At 60.2% G+C, this 19,504-nt stretch carries 15 protein-coding genes; 12 read left to right on the top strand and 3 right to left on the bottom strand.

What is annotated here, in order from left to right:
* Window positions 1-407: 407 nt before the first annotated feature.
* A complete protein-coding gene (locus tag ACE4QZ_RS11045) occupies window positions 408-2,261 on the top strand; it encodes an ABC transporter ATP-binding protein (RefSeq protein WP_028697022.1) in 1,854 nt (617 codons plus the stop codon).
* A 77-nt stretch (window positions 2,262-2,338) separates the two neighbouring features.
* On the opposite strand, the gene tssM is transcribed toward ACE4QZ_RS11045, so the two are convergent.
* From tssM to vasI, 3 genes are read right to left on the bottom strand one after another with little or no spacing between them, the layout of a single operon-like run.
* The gene (gene tssM / locus ACE4QZ_RS11040; protein WP_410480445.1) at window positions 2,339-5,965 is read right to left on the bottom strand and encodes a type VI secretion system membrane subunit TssM; all 3,627 of its coding nucleotides are present in this window, start codon (window positions 5,963-5,965) and stop codon (window positions 2,339-2,341) included.
* Window positions 5,962-7,428, bottom strand: a complete 1,467-nt coding sequence (tssA, locus tag ACE4QZ_RS11035) for a type VI secretion system protein TssA (protein WP_103444686.1) — start codon at window positions 7,426-7,428, stop codon at window positions 5,962-5,964. Before tssA ends, tssM begins: the two co-directional genes overlap by 4 nt.
* Window positions 7,416-8,048 (bottom strand): type VI secretion system-associated protein VasI, encoded by a 633-nt coding sequence (gene vasI, locus ACE4QZ_RS11030; protein WP_172402870.1) that lies wholly within the window; start codon window positions 8,046-8,048, stop codon window positions 7,416-7,418. The genes tssA and vasI overlap by 13 nt, the downstream gene beginning before the upstream one ends.
* 274 nt (window positions 8,049-8,322) lie before the next feature.
* Here vasI and tssB point away from each other — a divergent pair, with 274 nt between their 5' ends.
* From tssB to ACE4QZ_RS10975, 11 genes are all read left to right on the top strand, one after another.
* Window positions 8,323-8,826 carry a type VI secretion system contractile sheath small subunit gene (gene tssB, locus ACE4QZ_RS11025; protein ID WP_028698376.1) on the top strand — a complete coding sequence of 168 codons (504 nt, stop codon included), beginning with the start codon at window positions 8,323-8,325 and terminating at the stop codon, window positions 8,824-8,826.
* A gap of 17 nt (window positions 8,827-8,843) precedes the next feature.
* On the top strand, window positions 8,844-10,331 hold the full coding sequence (tssC, locus tag ACE4QZ_RS11020; RefSeq protein WP_101196180.1) for a type VI secretion system contractile sheath large subunit: 1,488 nt from the start codon (window positions 8,844-8,846) through the stop codon (window positions 10,329-10,331).
* Window positions 10,328-10,738 (top strand): type VI secretion system baseplate subunit TssE, encoded by a 411-nt coding sequence (gene tssE, locus ACE4QZ_RS11015; protein WP_028698378.1) that lies wholly within the window; start codon window positions 10,328-10,330, stop codon window positions 10,736-10,738. Before tssC ends, tssE begins: the two co-directional genes overlap by 4 nt.
* Window positions 10,739-10,741: 3 nt before the next feature.
* The gene (tssF, locus tag ACE4QZ_RS11010) at window positions 10,742-12,508 is read left to right on the top strand and encodes a type VI secretion system baseplate subunit TssF (RefSeq protein ID WP_279935527.1); all 1,767 of its coding nucleotides are present in this window, start codon (window positions 10,742-10,744) and stop codon (window positions 12,506-12,508) included.
* Window positions 12,472-13,488 carry a type VI secretion system baseplate subunit TssG gene (tssG, locus tag ACE4QZ_RS11005; RefSeq protein WP_101196181.1) on the top strand — a complete coding sequence of 339 codons (1,017 nt, stop codon included), beginning with the start codon at window positions 12,472-12,474 and terminating at the stop codon, window positions 13,486-13,488. Before tssF ends, tssG begins: the two co-directional genes overlap by 37 nt.
* Window positions 13,485-13,697, top strand: a complete 213-nt coding sequence (locus ACE4QZ_RS11000) for a hypothetical protein (protein ID WP_101196182.1) — start codon at window positions 13,485-13,487, stop codon at window positions 13,695-13,697. The genes tssG and ACE4QZ_RS11000 overlap by 4 nt, the downstream gene beginning before the upstream one ends.
* Window positions 13,694-14,491 carry a type VI secretion system lipoprotein TssJ gene (gene tssJ / locus ACE4QZ_RS10995; RefSeq protein WP_101196183.1) on the top strand — a complete coding sequence of 266 codons (798 nt, stop codon included), beginning with the start codon at window positions 13,694-13,696 and terminating at the stop codon, window positions 14,489-14,491. Before ACE4QZ_RS11000 ends, tssJ begins: the two co-directional genes overlap by 4 nt.
* 49 nt (window positions 14,492-14,540) lie before the next feature.
* Window positions 14,541-15,878, top strand: coding sequence for a type VI secretion system baseplate subunit TssK (gene tssK, locus ACE4QZ_RS10990; RefSeq protein ID WP_103444690.1), 1,338 nt, complete (start codon window positions 14,541-14,543; stop codon window positions 15,876-15,878).
* 1 nt (window position 15,879) lies between these two features.
* Window positions 15,880-16,749 carry a type IVB secretion system protein IcmH/DotU gene (icmH, locus tag ACE4QZ_RS10985; RefSeq protein WP_325950606.1) on the top strand — a complete coding sequence of 290 codons (870 nt, stop codon included), beginning with the start codon at window positions 15,880-15,882 and terminating at the stop codon, window positions 16,747-16,749.
* Between the two features lie 133 nt (window positions 16,750-16,882).
* Window positions 16,883-17,398: an Hcp family type VI secretion system effector gene (locus tag ACE4QZ_RS10980; RefSeq protein ID WP_010954872.1), complete on the top strand. Its 516-nt coding sequence runs from the start codon at window positions 16,883-16,885 to the stop codon at window positions 17,396-17,398.
* 77 nt (window positions 17,399-17,475) lie between these two features.
* Window positions 17,476-19,461, top strand: coding sequence for a type VI secretion system Vgr family protein (locus ACE4QZ_RS10975; protein ID WP_410480444.1), 1,986 nt, complete (start codon window positions 17,476-17,478; stop codon window positions 19,459-19,461).
* Window positions 19,462-19,504 lie beyond the last annotated feature (43 nt).

The following is a 19,504-nucleotide window of genomic DNA, read 5'->3' as shown; positions in this document are numbered from 1 at the left end:
GAAGAGTGGAAGTGGTGGCAGGGATACCTGGCGCCTTCTGTCTCGTCAGCCCACCTGACGAGACAGCGCGCCTCGGTCAGATGAGCGGCTGTTTCTTGGATTTCTTGGCAACGGCAACGCACGCGTCTGCCTGAGCGATGAAGCCCGAAGCGGAAATGGCGTGGTTGGATGTGGACATGCTGGCAAGCCCGTTGCGTAGGTATGGCTGGATAATGGCGGGAAAAGTCGCCACAGGCAAGCCCGCAGTCGCACGCTTCAGATCAGGCCTTGCTTCACCGCTATAGCAATGCAGTGGGTTTCAGGCGCCGACCACACGGACCTGCTTCAGCGGCGCCTACCTACAGGCGAATGCTTTGATGTGCTGTATGGTTACCGGTTAAGCAAAAACCGTTTTTTCGGAGACAAGCATGCTGCGTATCTTTGAACGTAGGCTCGACCCCTTCCCACCCGACGAGGTACCACCGCCGCCCGTTGGCCTGTTGCGCTTCATGTGGGCTTGTACCCGCGGCGCCCGTGGCTACATCCTGGCGCTGGCGCTGCTCAGTGCCGGGGTGTCGATATACGAAGCCTGGCTATTCGCGTTCCTGGGCCAGGTGGTCGACCTGCTCGCGTCCTGGCAGGCAGGCGGTACTGTTGGCCCCGAGGAAAGCCGTGTGCTGTGGGGGATCGGCATCGTCCTAGTGGTCAGCATCGGGCTGGTGGCGCTGCGCACCATGGTTCAGCACCAGGTGCTGGCGATCAACCTGCCGCTGCGGCTGCGTTGGGATTTTCACCGCCTGATGTTGCGCCAGAGCTTGTCGTTCTTTTCTGACGAGTTTTCTGGCCGGGTCACAACCAAGGTGATGCAGACGGCACTGGCAGTGCGCGATGTGCTGTTCACCCTTATCGAAATCCTGCCCGGGATTGGCGTGTATTTCATCGCGATCATTGCCCTGGCCGGCGGCTTTGCCCTGAAACTGATGCTGCCCTTCATTGCCTGGGTCGTGCTGTTCGGTTTGGCCATGCTGTATTTCGTACCCCGGTTGGGCAAGGTCGGCCAGGAGCAGGCCAATGCCCGGTCGTCGATGACCGGGCGGGTTTCTGACGCTTACACCAACATCACCACGGTAAAACTGTTTTCGCACTCCAACCGCGAAGCGCACTTTGCGCGCGCAGCCATGGAAGACTTCAAGCAGACCGGTTTTCGCCAGATGCGCCTGGTGAGCCAGTTCGAAATCGTCAACCAGGCGCTGGTGGTGGGCTTGATCTTTGGTGCCGGTGGCTATGCACTGTGGCTGTGGCACCAGGGACAGGTCGGCACCGGGGCCGTGGCGGCGATTACCGCCATGGCCTTGCGCGTCAACGGTATGTCGCACTGGATCATGTGGGAAATTACCTCGCTGTTCGAAAACATCGGCACCGTGCAGGACGGTATGGCCACCCTCACCCGCGGCCCCAAGGTGCAGGATGTGCCGGGTGCTGCAGAACTGGTCACCACGGGTGGCGCGGTGAGCTTCGACAAGGTCAGTTTCAACTACAACGGTGAGCGCCAGGTGCTCAATGAGCTGACGCTGCACATTCGTCCGGGCGAAAAAGTCGGCCTGGTCGGCCGCTCCGGCGCCGGCAAGTCCACCTTGATCAACCTGTTGCTGCGCTTCTACGACGTGGACAAAGGGGAAATACGCATCGACGGGCAGAACGTCGCCAAGGTCACGCAAGACAGCCTGCGCAGCGCCATCGGCATGGTCACGCAGGACACCTCGCTGTTGCACCGTTCGATTCGCGACAACATTGCCTATGGCCGCCCCGATGCCACCGAAGCACAGATCCGCGCCGCTGCGGCCAGTGCCCAGGCCGATGGTTTCATCAGCCAGCTCAGCGACCGCCAGGGCAACAGCGGTTACGACACCCTGGTGGGTGAACGCGGCATCAAGCTGTCTGGCGGCCAGCGCCAGCGCATTGCAATTGCCCGGGTGATGCTGAAGAACGCACCGATCCTGCTGCTGGACGAAGCCACCAGCGCGCTGGACTCGGAGGTGGAGGTGGCCATTCAGGAGAGCCTGGATGAGATGATGCAGGGCAAGACCGTTATCGCCATCGCCCACCGGTTGTCGACGATCGCAGCCATGGACCGGCTGATCGTGATGGATGAAGGGCGCATCATCGAGCAAGGCACCCATGCCGAACTGTTGGCTAAAAAGGGTACCTATGCACGGTTGTGGCAGCACCAGAGTGGCGGATTCCTGGGTGAGGATCAGGGCGTGGCCGAGGCTGTGGAGTAAGTAAAGGCCGGGGGCAGCCAGCGCATACCCAGGTTTCGAAAGCTTGCCCAGTCAATGAACTGCGCCCCTGACGATGCTCATGGTCGCCGCCCATCCGATAGCACCGCCTGCACCACACTGGCTGGCTGTTGCAATAGGCCTCGGGGCAAGCGGAAGCCTTTGAATGGTTGCTGGGTAATGGGATTGAAGGCTTTTTCAGCGTTAAGCCGATAGCGCATCACGCCATCTCCGGTCCTGAAGCTCAGATCCACGCTGGTCGCAGTCCGGCCATTGAGCGCGCCGCGGCTGAGCAAGCGGAACATCGACCAAGGGCCACGGTATTCCAGGCTGCTGCTGTTGCCATTTTGCCTTAGCAAGGTGAGATTGCTACGGACCTGCTGCCCCAGGGTATTGGGCCAGACAATACCGGTGATCTGGCTTGGGCCGTGGGTGTAGGAAATCAGCTGGCCATCCAGATCCAACAGGCTGGTGCGTTGATTTGCACTAAGCCCCAACGGCTCGATACTGAACTGCACGCTGAGGTTACCGCGCTGATCAAAGAACGTTTCGCGGATGCGATCGGCCCGTTCCAGCTGCTCGATCACATCGGTACGGATCAGGGAGCGCCCCTGCAAACCATCCTGCAAGGCTTCCAGATTGTCCTTGAGGAAAAGCTTCAGGTATTGATCCTGGAACTGCTGCAGTCGCCCATTCGGTCCGAAGAACGCTTCAAAGTCTTCCAGCGAAGCGTCGGGTGCCCTGACTACGAAAGGGTAGCGCTCTGCCAGGCGCTGCTGGAAGAAGCTGTAGACTTCAGCATCCCATCGCCGCTCCAACTCGCGCAACGCTTCAACGTTCAGCACCTGCGCCGTTTGATCTGCCACCTTTCTAACGTGATGATTGATTGGCTCCGGCAAGCCAGTGGCAACGCGTTGCAAGGTGCCGATGGGGTCGTGCCCGGTCATTGAAAAGCGTTGATGCACTGCGTGCAGCGCAGCCTTGCCTCGGTCTGGGCTACCCTGTACCGCCTTGGCATAGTCGTGGACGGCGACTATGGCTGCGTGGGTTTCATCGTAGTAGCTCGGTTTTTCGCCTGCAGCGTGCAACATGGCGCTCAAGCCTGCAAACGCCCGCTGGATGACCAGCGCCTGTTGTTGCTCAGGCTTGCTGTTGACCGAAACTGGCGAAGGGGCCTCATCCGCCACGCCAACATTAACCGGTGATAACAGCGAACTGTTGTCGCGAACCGTCTCCAGCAATCGGTGCAACGGCGCCGCTGGCCCAGCCAACTGTTCAAGGATCGTGACGCCATGATCCAGGTCTCGAAAATCCGCCACGGAGAATGCGTTCAAGGCGCGGCGCCAGCTGTCGATGTAGTCGGCGCTGTACAGGTTGCGCAGGCGCTCGTTCAGCGCAGCCTGGTCGGCATCGGAGTAATCCAGTTGAGCACGTTCCCCCAGTACCCACTGGTCGATCATGGCCATTTCCGTAAAGCGCTGACTACGCGGTTCAAAGTACTCCTTGAAGCCTTTGGCGGTGAGCATTGGCGCCAGCAAAACACCATTGTCGCCCTGGCTCGAGCCGGAAGACAGCTGGTAAACGACATCGAACGCAGGCCCCACCTGATGACGCAGGTCCAGACCGGTATGCAACTGTTCCTGGGCCTGCTGCTTCAGGCCCGCATACACGCGTTGTGGCAACGGCACCTTACGCAATGTCTGCTGCACGTGGCTGACACGCTGGCGATACTGCGGCAGGTCGGTATCCGCGTAGGCCAGCGCATACTTCAGGTGCCGCATGAGGTCTCGTTGCAGCTGCCCCTGGCCGGGGAAGGCCTGTTGCCATTGTTGCGCCATCCAGTCCTCGACCCATTCCGCTCGACGGTTCCGGCGATCCTCAAGCATCCGGTAAACCCGGAGCGCGGTCATTTGCTGCTCGCTGCCGGGGGGCGCCGCATCCATGGCCTCGATCACGCCGCTGGCCAACGCAGGCAAGAAGCGCCTGGACAACAAGCTGAGGTACGCCTCATCCACGGTCGGCCCGATGGTACGGCCCTGGTACAGCCCCAGATCAGCAACACCCGGCCACGCAGCACGGTAGTCGCCAAACACTGCTACCGCATCGCGGATCTGGTCCAGCGGCTCCAGCAAGTTGCGCCCGGTCGGGTCCAGACGCTGATCCACTTCGTGATGGCTGTACTCCCGGCTCTTGGCCAGCACGCTGGCGGCCTTGACGCCATTGATGTCGAAGTAACGATGCCAGCTGGCGATGGCGACGCAGAAGGCCAGAACGCCTACAGAAGAACCCACCCACAGCAGTTGGCGCTTGCGCCGAGCTACCCTGACGTTATCGCCGGCAAGGCCGGCCTCTTTGTAGATGACCCGTCCAAAGGCCTGTTGAATGAAGTAGGCCAACGCCTTGCCCTGCGTCTTGCCCTCAACCAAGGGGAGGCTGGTCTTGTAAGGCTGCGCCGCCTCACGGACAAAGGCGTTGCGCACGTCACCGTGCTGGACGACTGACGACCAATACACACCGCGCACCAGCGCCGGGGTGGTGAAACGGTCACTTGCCAAGGTCTCGCGCAGAAAGCCCAACAGTACTGGGCGCAACCCGAGCAACTGCCTATGCAGTGAGTAGAGACGTGAACGCAACGCAGGGCTACCCGGCACGTCCAGCTGATCGATCACCTGCTCGAACAGCTGCTCCAGCAACCGATCGTAATGTTCGCCATACTCGCCTAGCCAAGCGTCGAAGGTATCGACCGCATCCAGCTTGAACGTGAATCCAAACAGGCTGTTGCGCTTGGCGGCCGAAAGCTTGCTGTAGAATTGGTCGAAGCCGTCCAGCAGATCGAATTTGCTCAACACGACATAAAGCGGCAAGCGCGAGCCCAACTGGCTGCTCACCTCGTAAAGACGTGTGCGCAGCAGGTGGGCAAGGGCCGTGCGTTGCTCGACGGTACCGTGCAGTAGCGCAGGCAGGTCGACAACCAGCACCAGGCCGTTGAGGGCTCTCTGGCTTCGATTGCGCTGCAGCCAATCCAGCAGATGCTGCCACAAGTTGGCTTGGGTTCCAGGCGGTACCGAGGACTCAGCGTCACTGGAGCCACTGCTCAGCGAATCTACGGGACCGTTCTGGCTGATAAAGGCACCGGGCGGGTCGATGATCACCGCATCATTGCTGATCCACCATCCCACGGGGTAGGCGAGCGCCTGCGCAGGCCGGCCTCGTGCCTGGGCCTTGTCGATGCGGGTCAACGAGAAACTTTGATCGGTGCAGTCAATAAAGCTGCTCTTGCCGGCCTGCCTGGCGCCCAGCACGAGGTACCACGGCAATCGGTACAGCGCGCGACGCCCACCGGCATTGTCCAGATAGCGTGCGAGCGCTTGGCTCAACCCCTTCTCTTGTGCGTGAACGAACGGTAGCGCCGGGTCCGCCTCGGCGTCCATTGCCTGCTGACGCTCTGCTTGCAAGCGGCGAAAGCGCGTTCTCAACACGACCAACCAGCACAACAGCACCATCAACAAGAGCACCAGGCTGGCCACACTACGATGCACCACACTGGCCAACGGCTGCTGATCGCGCCACGTCCATTGCGGGCCGAGCCACCAGATGGCAACCAGCATCAGCACAGCACCAAGCCCAAGTAGCAGCGGCATTGCCAGACCGATACGGGTCATGAGCGGCCAGCCCCAACGTTTGAGGTACTTCCAGAGTTGATTCATCGAGGCTCCTGCTCCTTGTTCCGATCGGCCAGCACGTGGGAGGACGCGTATTGTTGAAGCCGCTGGAATACCTCGGGCTCCCAGTCGCTGGCGGTGGTTTGCTGCATCGTTCGCGCGACCCCGGCGCACAGGTCCTGGGCTAACCAGGACACGCCTCGTGCGGCCAACAGATCAGCTGCGATGACGGTGGTATGACAGCGCTCGCGAGGGGCTCGAAAATCTGCCTGCATCCCCTGCAGCCTTAGCAACACCGGTTCTACGCCGCCGCTTTCCAGCTGGCTGACCAGTTCTTCGCGAAGGCTGGCGAACTCTTGGGAGGCTGCCGCTTGCTCGGACTGCCCGTCTGCCCTTTTGAGCCAGGCCAGGCATTGGTCGTCGACAAACACCTGACCGTCGCTGAAGCACAGCTGCTGCAGCGCTGGCATGCGCAGCACGAAACGAGCGGTCGCCGCACGGATGGCCTCAGCCACTTCGCCCATCGCCAGCCGCGACGCGGCGGTCGCGGCAAGAAAGCTGCCGCGAATCCAGAAGGGAGAAGCCGTCACACTTTTTTCAACTCGCTGGAGCAACGCCGCGTCGATTACGGTGCCGGCGATGGCATCCTCGTAGTCACTGGCAATATCCCGTGGTACTGCCATCAACTCTGTACGGCTGCCCTGCCGGGTTTGCGGTGCGGCCTGAATGTGGGCCCACAGGCCGAAGCGGCGCAGTTGATAGCCGGTAGGGTCGTACGGGTCCTGCTGGTTGATCAGCTCGGCCATGCTCAACATGGCTCGGCGCGTCTCGCGCTCGTTACCGATCGACATGCGGGGTTTTGGCGTGGCGATGACATCAGCCTGCGGCGCAGGTTGCGGGCTCTCCACCGGCGCCTTGGGCGCATCGCGCTCGCCAATACCATTGGCAAGCGCCGTGTGTTTGTGCAACAGGCGCTCCAGCTCACCCAGAACAGCCGGGTCAAGCTGGGCAGCTTGCTGCTGACACATCAAACGGGCCAATGCACGCTTCGCCGCTGCGGCGTGAGCCGCGGTGTACGTGAAACGATCAAGGCGCGGCAGCGCATCGATCAAGCGATTGAACAACAGGCCAACGATCTTGCGCTTGGTCAGGAAGCCTTTCGGGCCAGGCGTTGGATGAGCGGTTTCCCAATAGTTGTCGATCATTCCGCCCAGCAACGCCAAGGTGAACCCCCAGCGCTCCCAACAGCCACTGCGCAGCCACGCAACGCTCAAGTGCGCGACGATCCGCAGATGCTTGCACTGTCGCTCCAGGTACTGAGCAGAGGCCTCCTCGATGTAGTTCCAGTCGATAGACGCTTCCTGCAGCCCACCCAGCTTGACCATCTCCTGGTCAATGGCCTGGTAGGTTTCGTCTTCCACATCGAACAGTCCCGCCGGCACCTGGGTATCGATGGGTGCGAGCAACCGTGTGACTTCTTGCGCCTCGACCTCAGCTACCAGCGACATGTCTTGCGAGCCTCGTCGATAAGCGGGTCCAACCCCTGAGCGTCAAAAACGAGTCCATCAACGGCAGGGTTGTCGCTCTCTACGTGAATGCGATGGGCCCCGATCAATTGCCTGATCTGCTCGATACCCGGCAAGCCTCTGCCGGCGTCGAGCACTTGGCCGTTTTCCATCACTTGCCACGGTGTGGGTACAGTAGCGCCCCGCTCCCCTAGCAACCGTACCTGCACTCGGCTGGCATCGACGGGTTGGGCGGTGACCAGTTGCAACCTCGAGATGTTCTGCACGCAGCTGATGATCAGGTAGGGGTGCGGTGCAACTGAAGCAATCGCAGGGGCAGAGATCATGAGCCCGCCTTCTTCAGAGCGGAGGCGAAACCTCAAGTCCTCGGGCGCCCGCCCCGTCTCATGGATCAATACGCGACGCACCGTGGGTGCCTCCAGCTCCTGCGCTGACCACTGTCGGTGCGGCGTGAATCCCGGCGTACCCGCCGCCTGATCGAAACACGCCAGGCGCTCGATATTGGACACGATCCGTGAGCAGTCCTGCGATGCGCGGGTTAAGGCAGGCATTAACAAAAACAGTAATGAAAGTCCGACGCCACCTGCATAACGAATAATCATCTCACCTTAACTCTCCCGCTCAATAGCACACATACACGAGCATTAACCCGGCCACCCCAACAACAAAAAAAGGCTAGTACACAAACTCACCATTATTCAAGAAATTATTTTGTTACATATTAGAACTCGACGCTCGGCGATTATCAAGCGCATGGTTTTTAAGCAACTCACAACTCAAACTCCAGGCATCATGTTTACCCCATGTTTAACACACAAGCCTTACTTGTAGGAAACGTCCTACATATAAAACCCACACTGGGAAATATATATAACCATGACTAAATCCTCAGGCTCCGTTGCACCCAAAGAACGCATCAACATCAAATATGTGCCCGCCACCGGTGACGAGCAGGCCGAGGTAGAGCTGCCGCACAAGATGATGGTGCTGGGCGACTTCGGCCTCGATGACAGCCGCTCCCTCGAAGACCGTCAGGTCATGCGCATCGATAAACACACCTTCAACAACGTGTTGAATGACGCCGATGTGAGCCTGGCCATGTCGGTGCCCTCCGCGCTTGACGCTACTCCGGATGCAGAGCTGGCAGTCAAACTGCAATTCAAGTCCATCCAGGACTTCGGCCCAGATCGCATCGCACGCCAGGTGCCCGAGCTGAACAAGCTGCTGCAGTTGCGTGAAGCGCTGGTTGCCCTGAAAGGCCCGCTGGGCAACGTGCCCACCTTCCGCAAACAGCTGCAGCAGCTTCTGAACGACGCGCATGCCCGCAAGCAACTCGCGCAAGAACTCGACCTGGTGCTTGAAGCGCCAAAAGCAGACTGAGACAACGGAGCGTCCCCATGCCAAAGCCAAGCACAACTGTCACTGTTGAAACACAGGCCGAAACACTGAGCAATGCCACCTTGCTCGACCAGATCATGGCAGAGACCAAGTTGGTTCCCACACAAGAGGGTTACCAAGTGGCCAGGCAGGGTGTATCCGCCTTCATTGCCGAAATTCTAAAAAACAATGACCCAGATCAATTGATCAACAAACACCGCGTCGACCAGATGATTGCCGAGCTGGATCGGGTCCTCAGCAAGCAGATGGATGCCATTCTGCATGAACCCGCGTTCCAGCAACTTGAATCCTCGTGGCGCAGCCTCAAACTTCTGGTCGACCGCACGGACTTTCGCGAGAATATCAAGCTCGAAGTCTTGCACGTCAGCAAGGAAGACTTGCTCGATGACTTCGAGAACGCCGCCGACATTACCTGCAGTGGTATTTACAAACACGTCTATACCGCCGGTTACGGCCAGTTCGGTGGCGAGCCGGTCGCGGCAATGGTTGGTAACTACAACTTCGGCCCCTCTTCGCCTGATATCAAACTGTTGAGCTACATGGCGTCAGTCGGTGCCATGTCGCATGCGCCCTTCATTGCGGCACCCTCCCCAGAGTTTTTCAACCTGAGCAGCTTCGAAGCGCTACCCAATCTGAAGGAAATCAAAGACATCTTCGCCGGCCCAAGGCATGCCAAGTGGCGCGCGTTCCGCGAGAGCGAAGATGCCCGCCACATCGCGCTGACCGGGCCGCGCTTCATGCTGCGCTCCGCCTACCATCACCAGGACCAGCCGATCAGCAGCTTCAATTACGATGAGAACATCAACGGCCGGCACGACAATTACCTGTGGGGCAGCTCAGCCTTCCTGTTGGCCAGCTGCATCAACGACAGCTTTGCCCGCTACCGCTGGTGTCCCAACATCATCGGCCCACAATCGGGTGGTGCCGTCGAAGACCTGCCGGTGCATCTGTACGAATCGCTGGGGCAGCTGCAGGCCAAGATCCCTACCGAGGTACTGATTTCCGACCGCAAGGAATTCGAGCTGGCCGAAGAGGGCTTTATCGCCCTGACCATGCGCAAGGACAGCGACAACGCCGCGTTCTTCTCAGCCAACTCGGTGCAGAAGCCGAAAAACTTCCCCAAGACACCCGAAGGCCTGCAGGCACAGACCAACTACAAGCTCGGCACCCAACTGCCGTACCTGTTCATCGTCAATCGCCTGGCTCACTACATCAAGGTGTTGCAGCGCGAGCAGATCGGCAGCTGGAAGGAGCGACGCGACCTTGAGTCCGAACTCAACAAATGGATCAAGCAATACGTCGCCGACCAGGAAAACCCTTCGGCCGATGTGCGCAGCCGTCGGCCGCTGCGTGCTGCCAGGGTCGAGGTCTCGGACGTGGCGGGTGATCCGGGCTGGTACCAGGTCTCGCTCGCCGTGCGCCCGCACTTCAAGTACATGGGCGCGAACTTCGAAATTTCCCTGGTAGGCCGGCTCGACACGCAATGAGTGGTTTCTTCGATCGCTTGATGGCGGACCCGTCCGCCATCCGGGAGCCGTCTCGCCAGGAAAACGCTTCGCACAAGTTCGCGGCCATCAAGCGTCACCTCGAAACGTTGCTGAACGCTCGCCAGGGTTGCTCCCAAAGCAGCCCCGACCTGGGCCTGCGCGACTTCAACGGGCATGACGTCAGCAGCGGCGACCTGCTGCAGCAAGTGAGCGCCGATATCCGCCGTACCCTCCAGCGCTTTGAACCGCGCATCCACGTGCGCGCGCTCAAAGCGGTACCCGATTGTCACGCCCCGTTGGAACTGCATTTCAGGCTCGACTGCCAGGTGCAGGTCAACAACCAGGCAGAGCAGTTGCAGCTGGAGCTGCTGGTAAACGGACACAACCGCTACACCCGAGTGAGGTGACCCATGTCACTGAAGGACAGATTCAGCGAAGAACTGCGTTACCTGCACGAGTTGGGAAACGACTTCGCCAAGGACAACCCTCAGCTTGCCCGGCTGCTAGGCAAGGCGGGCAGCGACCCTGATGTCGAGCGGTTGATGGAAGCCTTTGCGTTTCTAACGGCCAAACTTCGGCTGAAGCTGGAAGATGACCTGCCAGAACTCACCCACCCCATGCTGCAGATACTGTGGCCCAACTACCTGCGCCCGTTGCCCAGCGCCACGATTATCCGATTCTCGCCACGCAAACAATCGCTCAGCCAGTCACAGCACATTCCCAAAGGTGCAAGGTTGTTCTCGAAACCCGTCGACGCCGTGCCCTGCGAGTTTCGTACCTGCACGGGAGTGAGCCTTCATCCATTTGAAATCAGCGCCGTCAGCGCAACCCAGACACTCGACAGTTCTGTGGTTCGCATCGGCCTGCAAACCTTGGTCGAACGGCCACTGAATACGTTGGGCTGCACGCGTCTGGACTTCCACCTGAGCGGCGACAACCGCACCGCTCTGACGCTTTATCTATGGATCTCTCAATACCTCAAACACGTCAGCGTGATCATGAACGGCGAGGTGCGCCGGCTACCGGCCAACAGCATCGGGTTCCCAGGTTTCAGCCCTGAGGAGGCCTTGCTGCCCTACCCGCAAAACGTGTTCGATGGCTACCGGATTCTGCAGGAATACTTCGTGTTCCCGAAGCGCTTCCACTTCTTCAGCATTACCGGCCTGGAAAAGCTATGGCCGGCACAAGCCTGCCAGCAGGTGGGCATCGAGTTGCATTTCACGCGTCAACTGCCAGACCCCCTGCGCGTTGGCTCAGAAGATTTCAGCCTGTTCTGCACCCCGGCGGTCAACCTGTTCAAGCACAGTGCCGAGCCCATCGACCTGGCCAGCGAGTCTGCCCAGGTAGAGCTGAAGCCCAGAAGCGAGGCGCAGTCCGCTTACGAAATCTTCAGTGTCGACAAAGTCATCAGCACCCGAACGACCACTGACGGAAGTACCGGGGAGCACCTGCGGACTTTTCGCCCTTTCGAATCGTTCGCCCACGAAATCGAGCATGCCCAAGGCCGCACGGCGCTCTACTACCGCTACCAACTCGAAGAGTCCCTGCGCGGCGATGGCGTGACCCACCGCATCGCCTTCGTGCGCGCCGATGCCAACAACTATATAGGTGAGCTTGAAACTGCATCCATCGACCTGACCTGCACCAACAGGGACTTGCCGCTGGCGCTGGGCGTGGATGACATCAACGTCCTCACCGAAGTCACGCCGCCCCTGGCGACCTATACCAACATCTGCGCCCCCACCCGCCCCTACCGGCCCGTGCTGGATGGCCAGTTGCAGTGGGCGTTGATCTCCAACATGTCGCTCAACTACCTGTCGCTGCTGTCGGTCGAGCCGCTCAAGGCGGTTATTCGCACCTACGACTTCGCGGCGTTGCACGACATCCAGCAAGCGCGCACTACCCACAAACGCCTCGACGGTATTCGCGAAATCCACACACAGCCCATGGACTGGCTGATCAAGGGGCAACCCATTCGCGGCCTGCACACCCGGCTGAAACTGGACCAGACCGCCTTCCTCTGCGAAGGCGACCTCTACCTGTTCGGCTGCGTGCTCGCGCACTTCTTCGCCCTGTACGCCAGCATCAATTCCTTCCATCAACTGGAAGTGATCAACACCACCAACAACGAGCACTACACATGGCCCATCCAGACCGGCAAGCAACCGCTGATCTAGCCGACAAGCTGCTCGCCAACGCGCACCAGTACAACTTCTTCCAGTTGCTGGAGCGGTTGCATGGCCTGCACGGCGACGACCTGGAACCGCGTTGGGCGGATGAGGCCACCCGGCTGCGCGTACGGCTGGCCTGCGACCCGCGCCTGACCTTTCCCGTCGCTGATGTGTACAAGGCCGAGCGTATGCCCGGGGAGGATGAGCGCTATCGCGTGTGCACCACGTTCATGGGGCTGCACGGTACCGACTCGCCCTTGCCCACCTATTACCTGGAGCAAGTGGCTTATGAACATGCCCAGGGTGTAGGCGTGCGGCCGGCCTTCTTCGACTTCTTCAACCACTACCTGCTCAGCCTGCTGTACCGAATCTGGCGCAAGTACCGCTATTACATCCGTTTTCAACCCGGTGCGCGCGACGGGTTCTCCCAGTACATGTTTGCCCTGCTCGGGCTGAACGACAAACAGCTGCGCGGCGACACGACACTGCCCTGGAGCCGCCTGCTCAGCTTTGCCGGGGTTATCGCCAGCCGCAGCCGCGCACCGGGTACCGTCGCCGGCATCATCGCCCACTGCTTCGATCTGACGCACGTGCAGATCCGCGAATTCGAGACGCGCTCGGTCACCACCAACAGCAAACAGCTTGTAAGCCTCGGGCACAGCAACGGCGAGCTTGGCAGCACGTTCATGGTCGGCAGCCGCACCCGCACCCGCAGCAGCAAGTTCACCATCGTCATCAGCGAACTCGACCAGGCGCAGCTGCATGACTTGCTGCCCAGCGGCATCAACTTCGGTCGCTTGCGCGCCTTGATTGATTTTCTGCTGCGCGATGGCCTGGCGTATGACCTGGAGCTGCGCCTGAAACAAAACGCACTGTCGCCGTTCTGCCTGCACCGCAGCCAAGGCGCCTACCTGGGCTGGACCAGCTTTGTCGATGACCACGATGGCCAGATCAGTCCCGTTGTCCGCTTCCGGGGGCGCTCATGAGCACATTGACCTTGTGCATCATCAATCTCGACCAGGTGCAGCACACCGTCACCCTGCGTCACCGGTTCGATCGCACGGGCGGCACCATCGGCAGCGACGGGGCCGATTGGGTGATCAAAGACCCCATGGCGGCGTTCGAGGCGCTGGCTGATGCGGCGCCATCAACCGCGAACCCGCTGCAACATCTGACGGCGGGAGAGCGCACATGAGCCGCCTGGCCTTCTTGATGGCGCCTTTGCTGATCGTGCTGGTCGGGCTGCCTGGTTGCAAGTCCTTGAGCAGAGCCACCAAGGTGGTGCTGGACCACTCGTTACCGATCGGGCCGCCCAAGGACGCCCCAACCCAAGTCGCGTTCAGCATCAACGTCAGCCCAACGCTCAACGGCAACCCGAACAGTACCGACGTGGCGGCCATCCCCGAGAGCATACTGGAACCCAGCCCCTACGCAGTCACCTTGAGCGCCGGCGATCCGCACGCACTGACCGACAAAGTCGGGACTCTGTTCGAATACCTGCAAGTGCAATTCCCCGCCATGTCCCCCGTGGAAACCGGCGAAGAGGACCTGAGCGAATGGGCTCGCTCCCCGATGGAAGAAAGCTCGCCCGGCAGCTATGACGACCCCACGGTGGTGCTCACACTGCCGGGCAGCAAGGCCGAAGCCAGCGTGCCTGTCGCCACACCGATTGCCATCAAGATCCTGCAACTGCGCGATGACTCGCTGCTGCGCAACAGCGTGTACCAACTGCTGGACGATGACCCCGCCAAGGCACTGCGCAGTACCTACATCCGCGATGACGATTACCTGCTGAACCCAGGCCAGTTCAAGTTCATACCGTTTGAGCCCATCGAGCCCGAGACCCGCTTCGTCGCGGTGATCGGCGACTACAGAAACCAGGAGAACGCGACCTGGCAGCAAGTGTTGCGGATTCCGCCACGCGGCCACCAGATCATTCTCTCAGTGCTGGTCAATGACGCGCAGATTCTGCTCAAGGAGGAGGAATGACAGCGCCTCTGCACCCTATCCCCCTTACTCACGCTGACACGGAGCGCTCATGAGTTCACGTAACCCCGTTCTGTGGCCCGAAGGCCTGTTCGTCAAACCACAACATTTCCAACAAGCTGCGCGGGCCAGTGAAGCGGCCTTGCATCAGCGCCTTGGCAGCCTCAACGCGGCCTTCTACGGCTTCAGCGAACTGCAGTTGAGCAACGAATACCTGAGCCTGGGCAAGGTCGCCATCACCAAGGCGCGGGGCATCATGCCCGATGGCACAGTGTTCGATATTCCTGCCGATCTGCCGCCGCCTCCACCCCTGGAAATCGAGGACGACGGTTCGAAAGACAGCGAGATATTCCTGTGCTTGCCGCTGCGTACCGAGGGGGGCCGTGAAGTCAGCTGGCCCGACAATGCCGCCAACTTCCGCTACAACGCTCAGGCAGAGGAGATCAAGGATACCCACAGCGCCGACGGTGACCTGGTGCAGGTCGACCTGGCCGTGCCCAACCTGCAGCTCAAGCGTAAAGCCGATGACAGCAGTGCCTACACCCGCCTGGCCCTGGCACGTATTCTGGAACGGCGCCCCGACGGTAGCCTGCAATTGGATGAAGCGTTCTACCCCACCAGCGTTTCGGTGCGGGCAGTGCCGGCCCTTCAGCGTTTCCTTGAAGAAATCACCAACACCCTGCGCGAGCGTGCGCGCAATCTCGCCGCCCGCATTGGCGCTTCGGGCCAGTCGGGTATCGCCGACATTCGCGACTTCAACCTGCTGCAGGCCATGAACCGCTGGTGGCCATGCTTCAACCACCTGGCCAGGCAAGGACAAACACACCCCGAGCAGTTGTACCTGTCCATGAGCCAGGCCTGTGGCGAATTCGTCACCTTCACCGACGAGAACCGGCTGCCGCAGGAATACCCGGCCTACCACCACACCGCACTGCGTACCTCGTTCAAGCCCCTGGAGGACACGCTCCGTCGAGCCCTGAGCACGGTCCTGCAACCCCGCGCCGTGTCACTGCCGCTGGAGACCCTGGACTTTGGTGTGATGACGACCACGCTGGAAGACCGGCGCCTGATCGACGAAGCCGATTTCATCATCGCCGTGCGCGCCAACCTGCCGCCGCAGACGTTGCGCCAGATGTTCATACAGAAAGCCAAGGTCACCTCACTCGAGTCCTTGAATGACCTGGTGCCTTTGCAACTGCCGGGCATCCCGCTGCTGCCCTTGCCTGTCGCACCACGCGACCTGCCCTTCCATGCGGGCTTCAGCTACTTCGAACTGGACCGCCGTGCCCCCGCCTGGGCCTGCATGAAGATGGCCAACGGCTTCGGCTTCCACGTTGCAGGTGAGTTCCCAGGGCTTGAACTGCAGTTCTGGGCGATCAGGGGTGAATGATATGGAAAACAGTAACCCTACCCTCAACGACGCGAAGCACGTTGCGGATACGGATTTGCACTCGATGCTTGAGAAGTCGCTGCCCAACGACGCACCCGCACCTGCAGCTTCCACTGCATCTGCACAGGAGCAGAAGCCGGAACCTGCATATCAGGGCTACCCCGCGGATCCGGAGTTTCAGCTCAGGGGTGGCTGCGCCAATCTCATGCTGGATGCCGCGGCGCCCTTGTTCGGGCTGGTCATGCGCCTGCGCACGCTCGATGAACTGCCCAACATCAAAGATGTGCATCAGCAAGTACGTATTCAGATCGACAGCATCCGGGAAGAAATACGCCAGCACGGCTATGAGCCCGCCCAGCTGTTGGCGTACTCCTACGGCCTGTGCCTGTACATCGATGAAGCGGTGATGGATCGGCCCTGGGGCAAAAGCAGTTGCTGGAGCCACGAGCCGCTGCTCAGCATCTTTCACGACGAGACCTGGGGTGGGGAAAAAATCTTCACCGTGATTACCCGCCTGATGCAGGAGCCCAAGCGTTATCAGGACGTACTGGAGTTCATGTACTTCGCCCTGTGCCTTGGGCTGAAGGGCAAGTATGCGCTCGCGCCGAAAGGCGAAGAAACACTCAACGCACTGATTCACCAACTGCACGGGATCATCCGCGAACTGCGCGGCCCCACCCCCGAAGAAGTCTGCGACCCCTACACCAACGTCGCCCCAAAAAACTTCCGCATGAGCCGGATATGGCCGTGGTGGAGCCCGTTGGTCATCTCCGCCATCGCCATGGCCGTGGCCTACGGGATCTACAGCTATCGCCTGCACCTGATCACAACCGAGGTGCTGGAGTCGCTGAACGGCATTTTGCAGCAATAGCCAACCGTGACACAGCACCACTGAGTTCAACGAATTCGCGAGGTTTTTGCCTCGCTGACAAGCCCATCGTTTCCGATGGCCACGCCACCTGTGGTGCGCGTGCTTTACCCACATGGACGCAGGAGTAACTGCCATGCCAACACCCGCTTACATCAAGATCGTAGGCCAGACCCAAGGCAACATCACCGCTGGCGCCTTCACCGCTGACTCCGTCGGCAACGTGTTCCAACAAGGCCATGAAGATCAGATTCTGGTTCAGGAAATCAAGCATGAGGTGACTACGCCCACTGACCCCCAGAGCGGTCAACCGAGTGGCCAGCGCGTGCATAAGCCTTTCATATTCACCAGTTCACTGAACAAAGCTACCCCCCTGATGTATCAGGCACTTGCCACCGGCGAAATGCTGCCAACGGTCGAGGTCAGCTGGTATCGCACCTCCTCGGAAGGCAAACAAGAGCATTTTTTCACCACCACGCTCGAAGACGCCACCATCGTCAGCATCAATACCGTGCTTCCCCACGCACTCGACAAAGACAATGAAAACTACACCCAACTGGTTGAAGTATCGCTGGCGTATCGAAAGATCACGTGGGCTCACGATGTAGCCAACACCGAAGGCTCTGACGACTGGCGCGCACCCGCCGCCTGACCTGTGCAAATGCCCCGGGCAGGCGGCCATGCCCGCCCGGGCTTTGTGTTGATTCAGACGGCGGACAAGGATCTTTTATGCCTAGCCAATCTGATTTGCGCTACAGCTTTGAGGCTCTCGTTGGCAAAGCTGAATTCGAAGTGGTGTCGTTCGAACTCCGAGAGGGCATCAGCGCACCCTTTGAACTGGAGCTGAAACTGATCAGCTTCGAAAACGATATCGACTTCGGCCATTTGCTCGACAAACCCGTGCTCTTCACCATCTTGGACGGAGAACGCCCGGTACGGTACGTGCACGGCCTTGTCAGCAGCTTCAGCCAGGGCGAGAGCGGCTTCTACCGCACTTACTATCACGCCTTGGTCGAACCGCAACTGGCCCGCGCAAGGCTGCGCTCGAACTGGCGCATCTTCCAGCACAAGACCGTTCCGCAAATTCTCGAGCTGATGCTCAAGCGCCAGGGCATCGACCAGTACGAACTACGCGCCAGCATGGACCATCAGGTGCGCGAATTCTGCGTTCAGGCCGGTGAGACGGACTTGGCGTTCATCGCCCGCCTTGCCGCTGAAGAAGGCTTCGTCTACCGCTTTGCGCACAGTGAAAAGCTGCACAAGCTGATCATCACCGATCGGCTGCAATCACTCGGGCTGATCAGCCGTGGGACCATCAAGGACGAGGCGGACGACGAGGGCTTCTTTGATGCCGACGAGCCCGTAGACCCTGACAGCGTCCTGTACCAAGCCAACAGCGGTGGCGATCAAGCCATACCCTGCCTTCAGCGCTTGCGCTACAGCGAGCAGGTGCGCACCGCTCGCCAGGTGCAGCGCGACCACACCTTCACCCACCCGGCCTACCGCCAGGAGCACAGAGCCGCCGGGCCCTTCCTGGAGCATCAGAGCAAAGATTACGAATACTTCGATTACCCAGGCCGCTACAAACGCGATGCCGTGGGCAAGCCGTTCACCGAAAACCGCATCACAGCGCTGCGCCATGATGTGCGTATCGCCGAGGTCCAGGGCGATGACGTGCGCCTGCAACCGGGGCTTAGTTTCACCCTGACCGGTCACCCACGTGACGACCTCAATGCGCATTGGCGGGTGAACACGGTTACCCATAAAGGCCACCAGTTCACCAGCCTGCAGGAAGAAGCTGCCGGGGCCGATGTAAGCACGCGCTACGAGCAGACCGCAGTGCTGGTTCCCGGTCGGACCGAATGGCGCCCTGCGCCATTGAAAAAACCGCGAATCGACGGGCCGCACATGGCCACCGTCGTCGGCCCGCCTGGCGAGGAAATCTACTGCGATGAATGGGGCCGGGTAAAAGTCAGTTTCCCCTGGGACCGCGAAAGCCAGAACAACGAGTTCAGTTCGTGCTGGCTGCGGGTGTCTCAAGGCTGGGCGGGGGGCAGCTGGGGCTCGATGGCCATCCCCCGGATCGGCCAGGACGTGATCATCCATTACGTCAACGGCGACCCCGACCAGCCGATGATCACCGGGCGCACTTACTGCGGTGACCAACTGCCGCCTTACGACCTGCCCGATCACAAGACCCGCATGACCATCAAGAGCCAGACCCACAAGGGGGAAGGTTTCAACGAGCTGCGTTTCGAGGATGAGCTGGGCAAGGAGGAAGTGTTCATCCATGCCCAGAGAGATCAGAACACTTTGGTCAATCACAACCAGTCCCTCTCTGTGGGCGTCGATCGCACCCAACAGGTTGGCCAGGACGAATCGGTCGCCATTGGCCGCAATCGTCTGCGCGTCGTCAAGGCCAACGACACCTTGAAAGTGGGGGGTGGCAAAAACGACCTCATCGCAGGCGACTACGAAGTCGAAGCGGGCAACTCGCTACGCCTCAAATGCGGCAAGACCCTTATCGAAATGCACGCCAATGGCACGCTGAACATCACCTGCGAGACCTTCAACTTCACCGCACAGCAGACCGGGCAGATCAACACCCTGGCGGCAAAGCTCGACCTCAACCCAACGGGTGGTTCGTCGGGCGCGGGCGCGAACGGGCGCGACAGCGACTCACTCAAGGCTGACGTGGATGGGCATTTCGACTAGCGCTCGCACAGCCACCCTGCACTGAACTCGAAAAGGACTACCC

Origin of the sequence: Pseudomonas sp. DCA-1, from assembly GCF_046523955.1 — a bacterium.
Classification (GTDB): domain Bacteria; phylum Pseudomonadota; class Gammaproteobacteria; order Pseudomonadales; family Pseudomonadaceae; genus Aquipseudomonas; species Aquipseudomonas putida_Y.
This window is presented reverse-complemented; position numbering and strand designations above follow the sequence as displayed.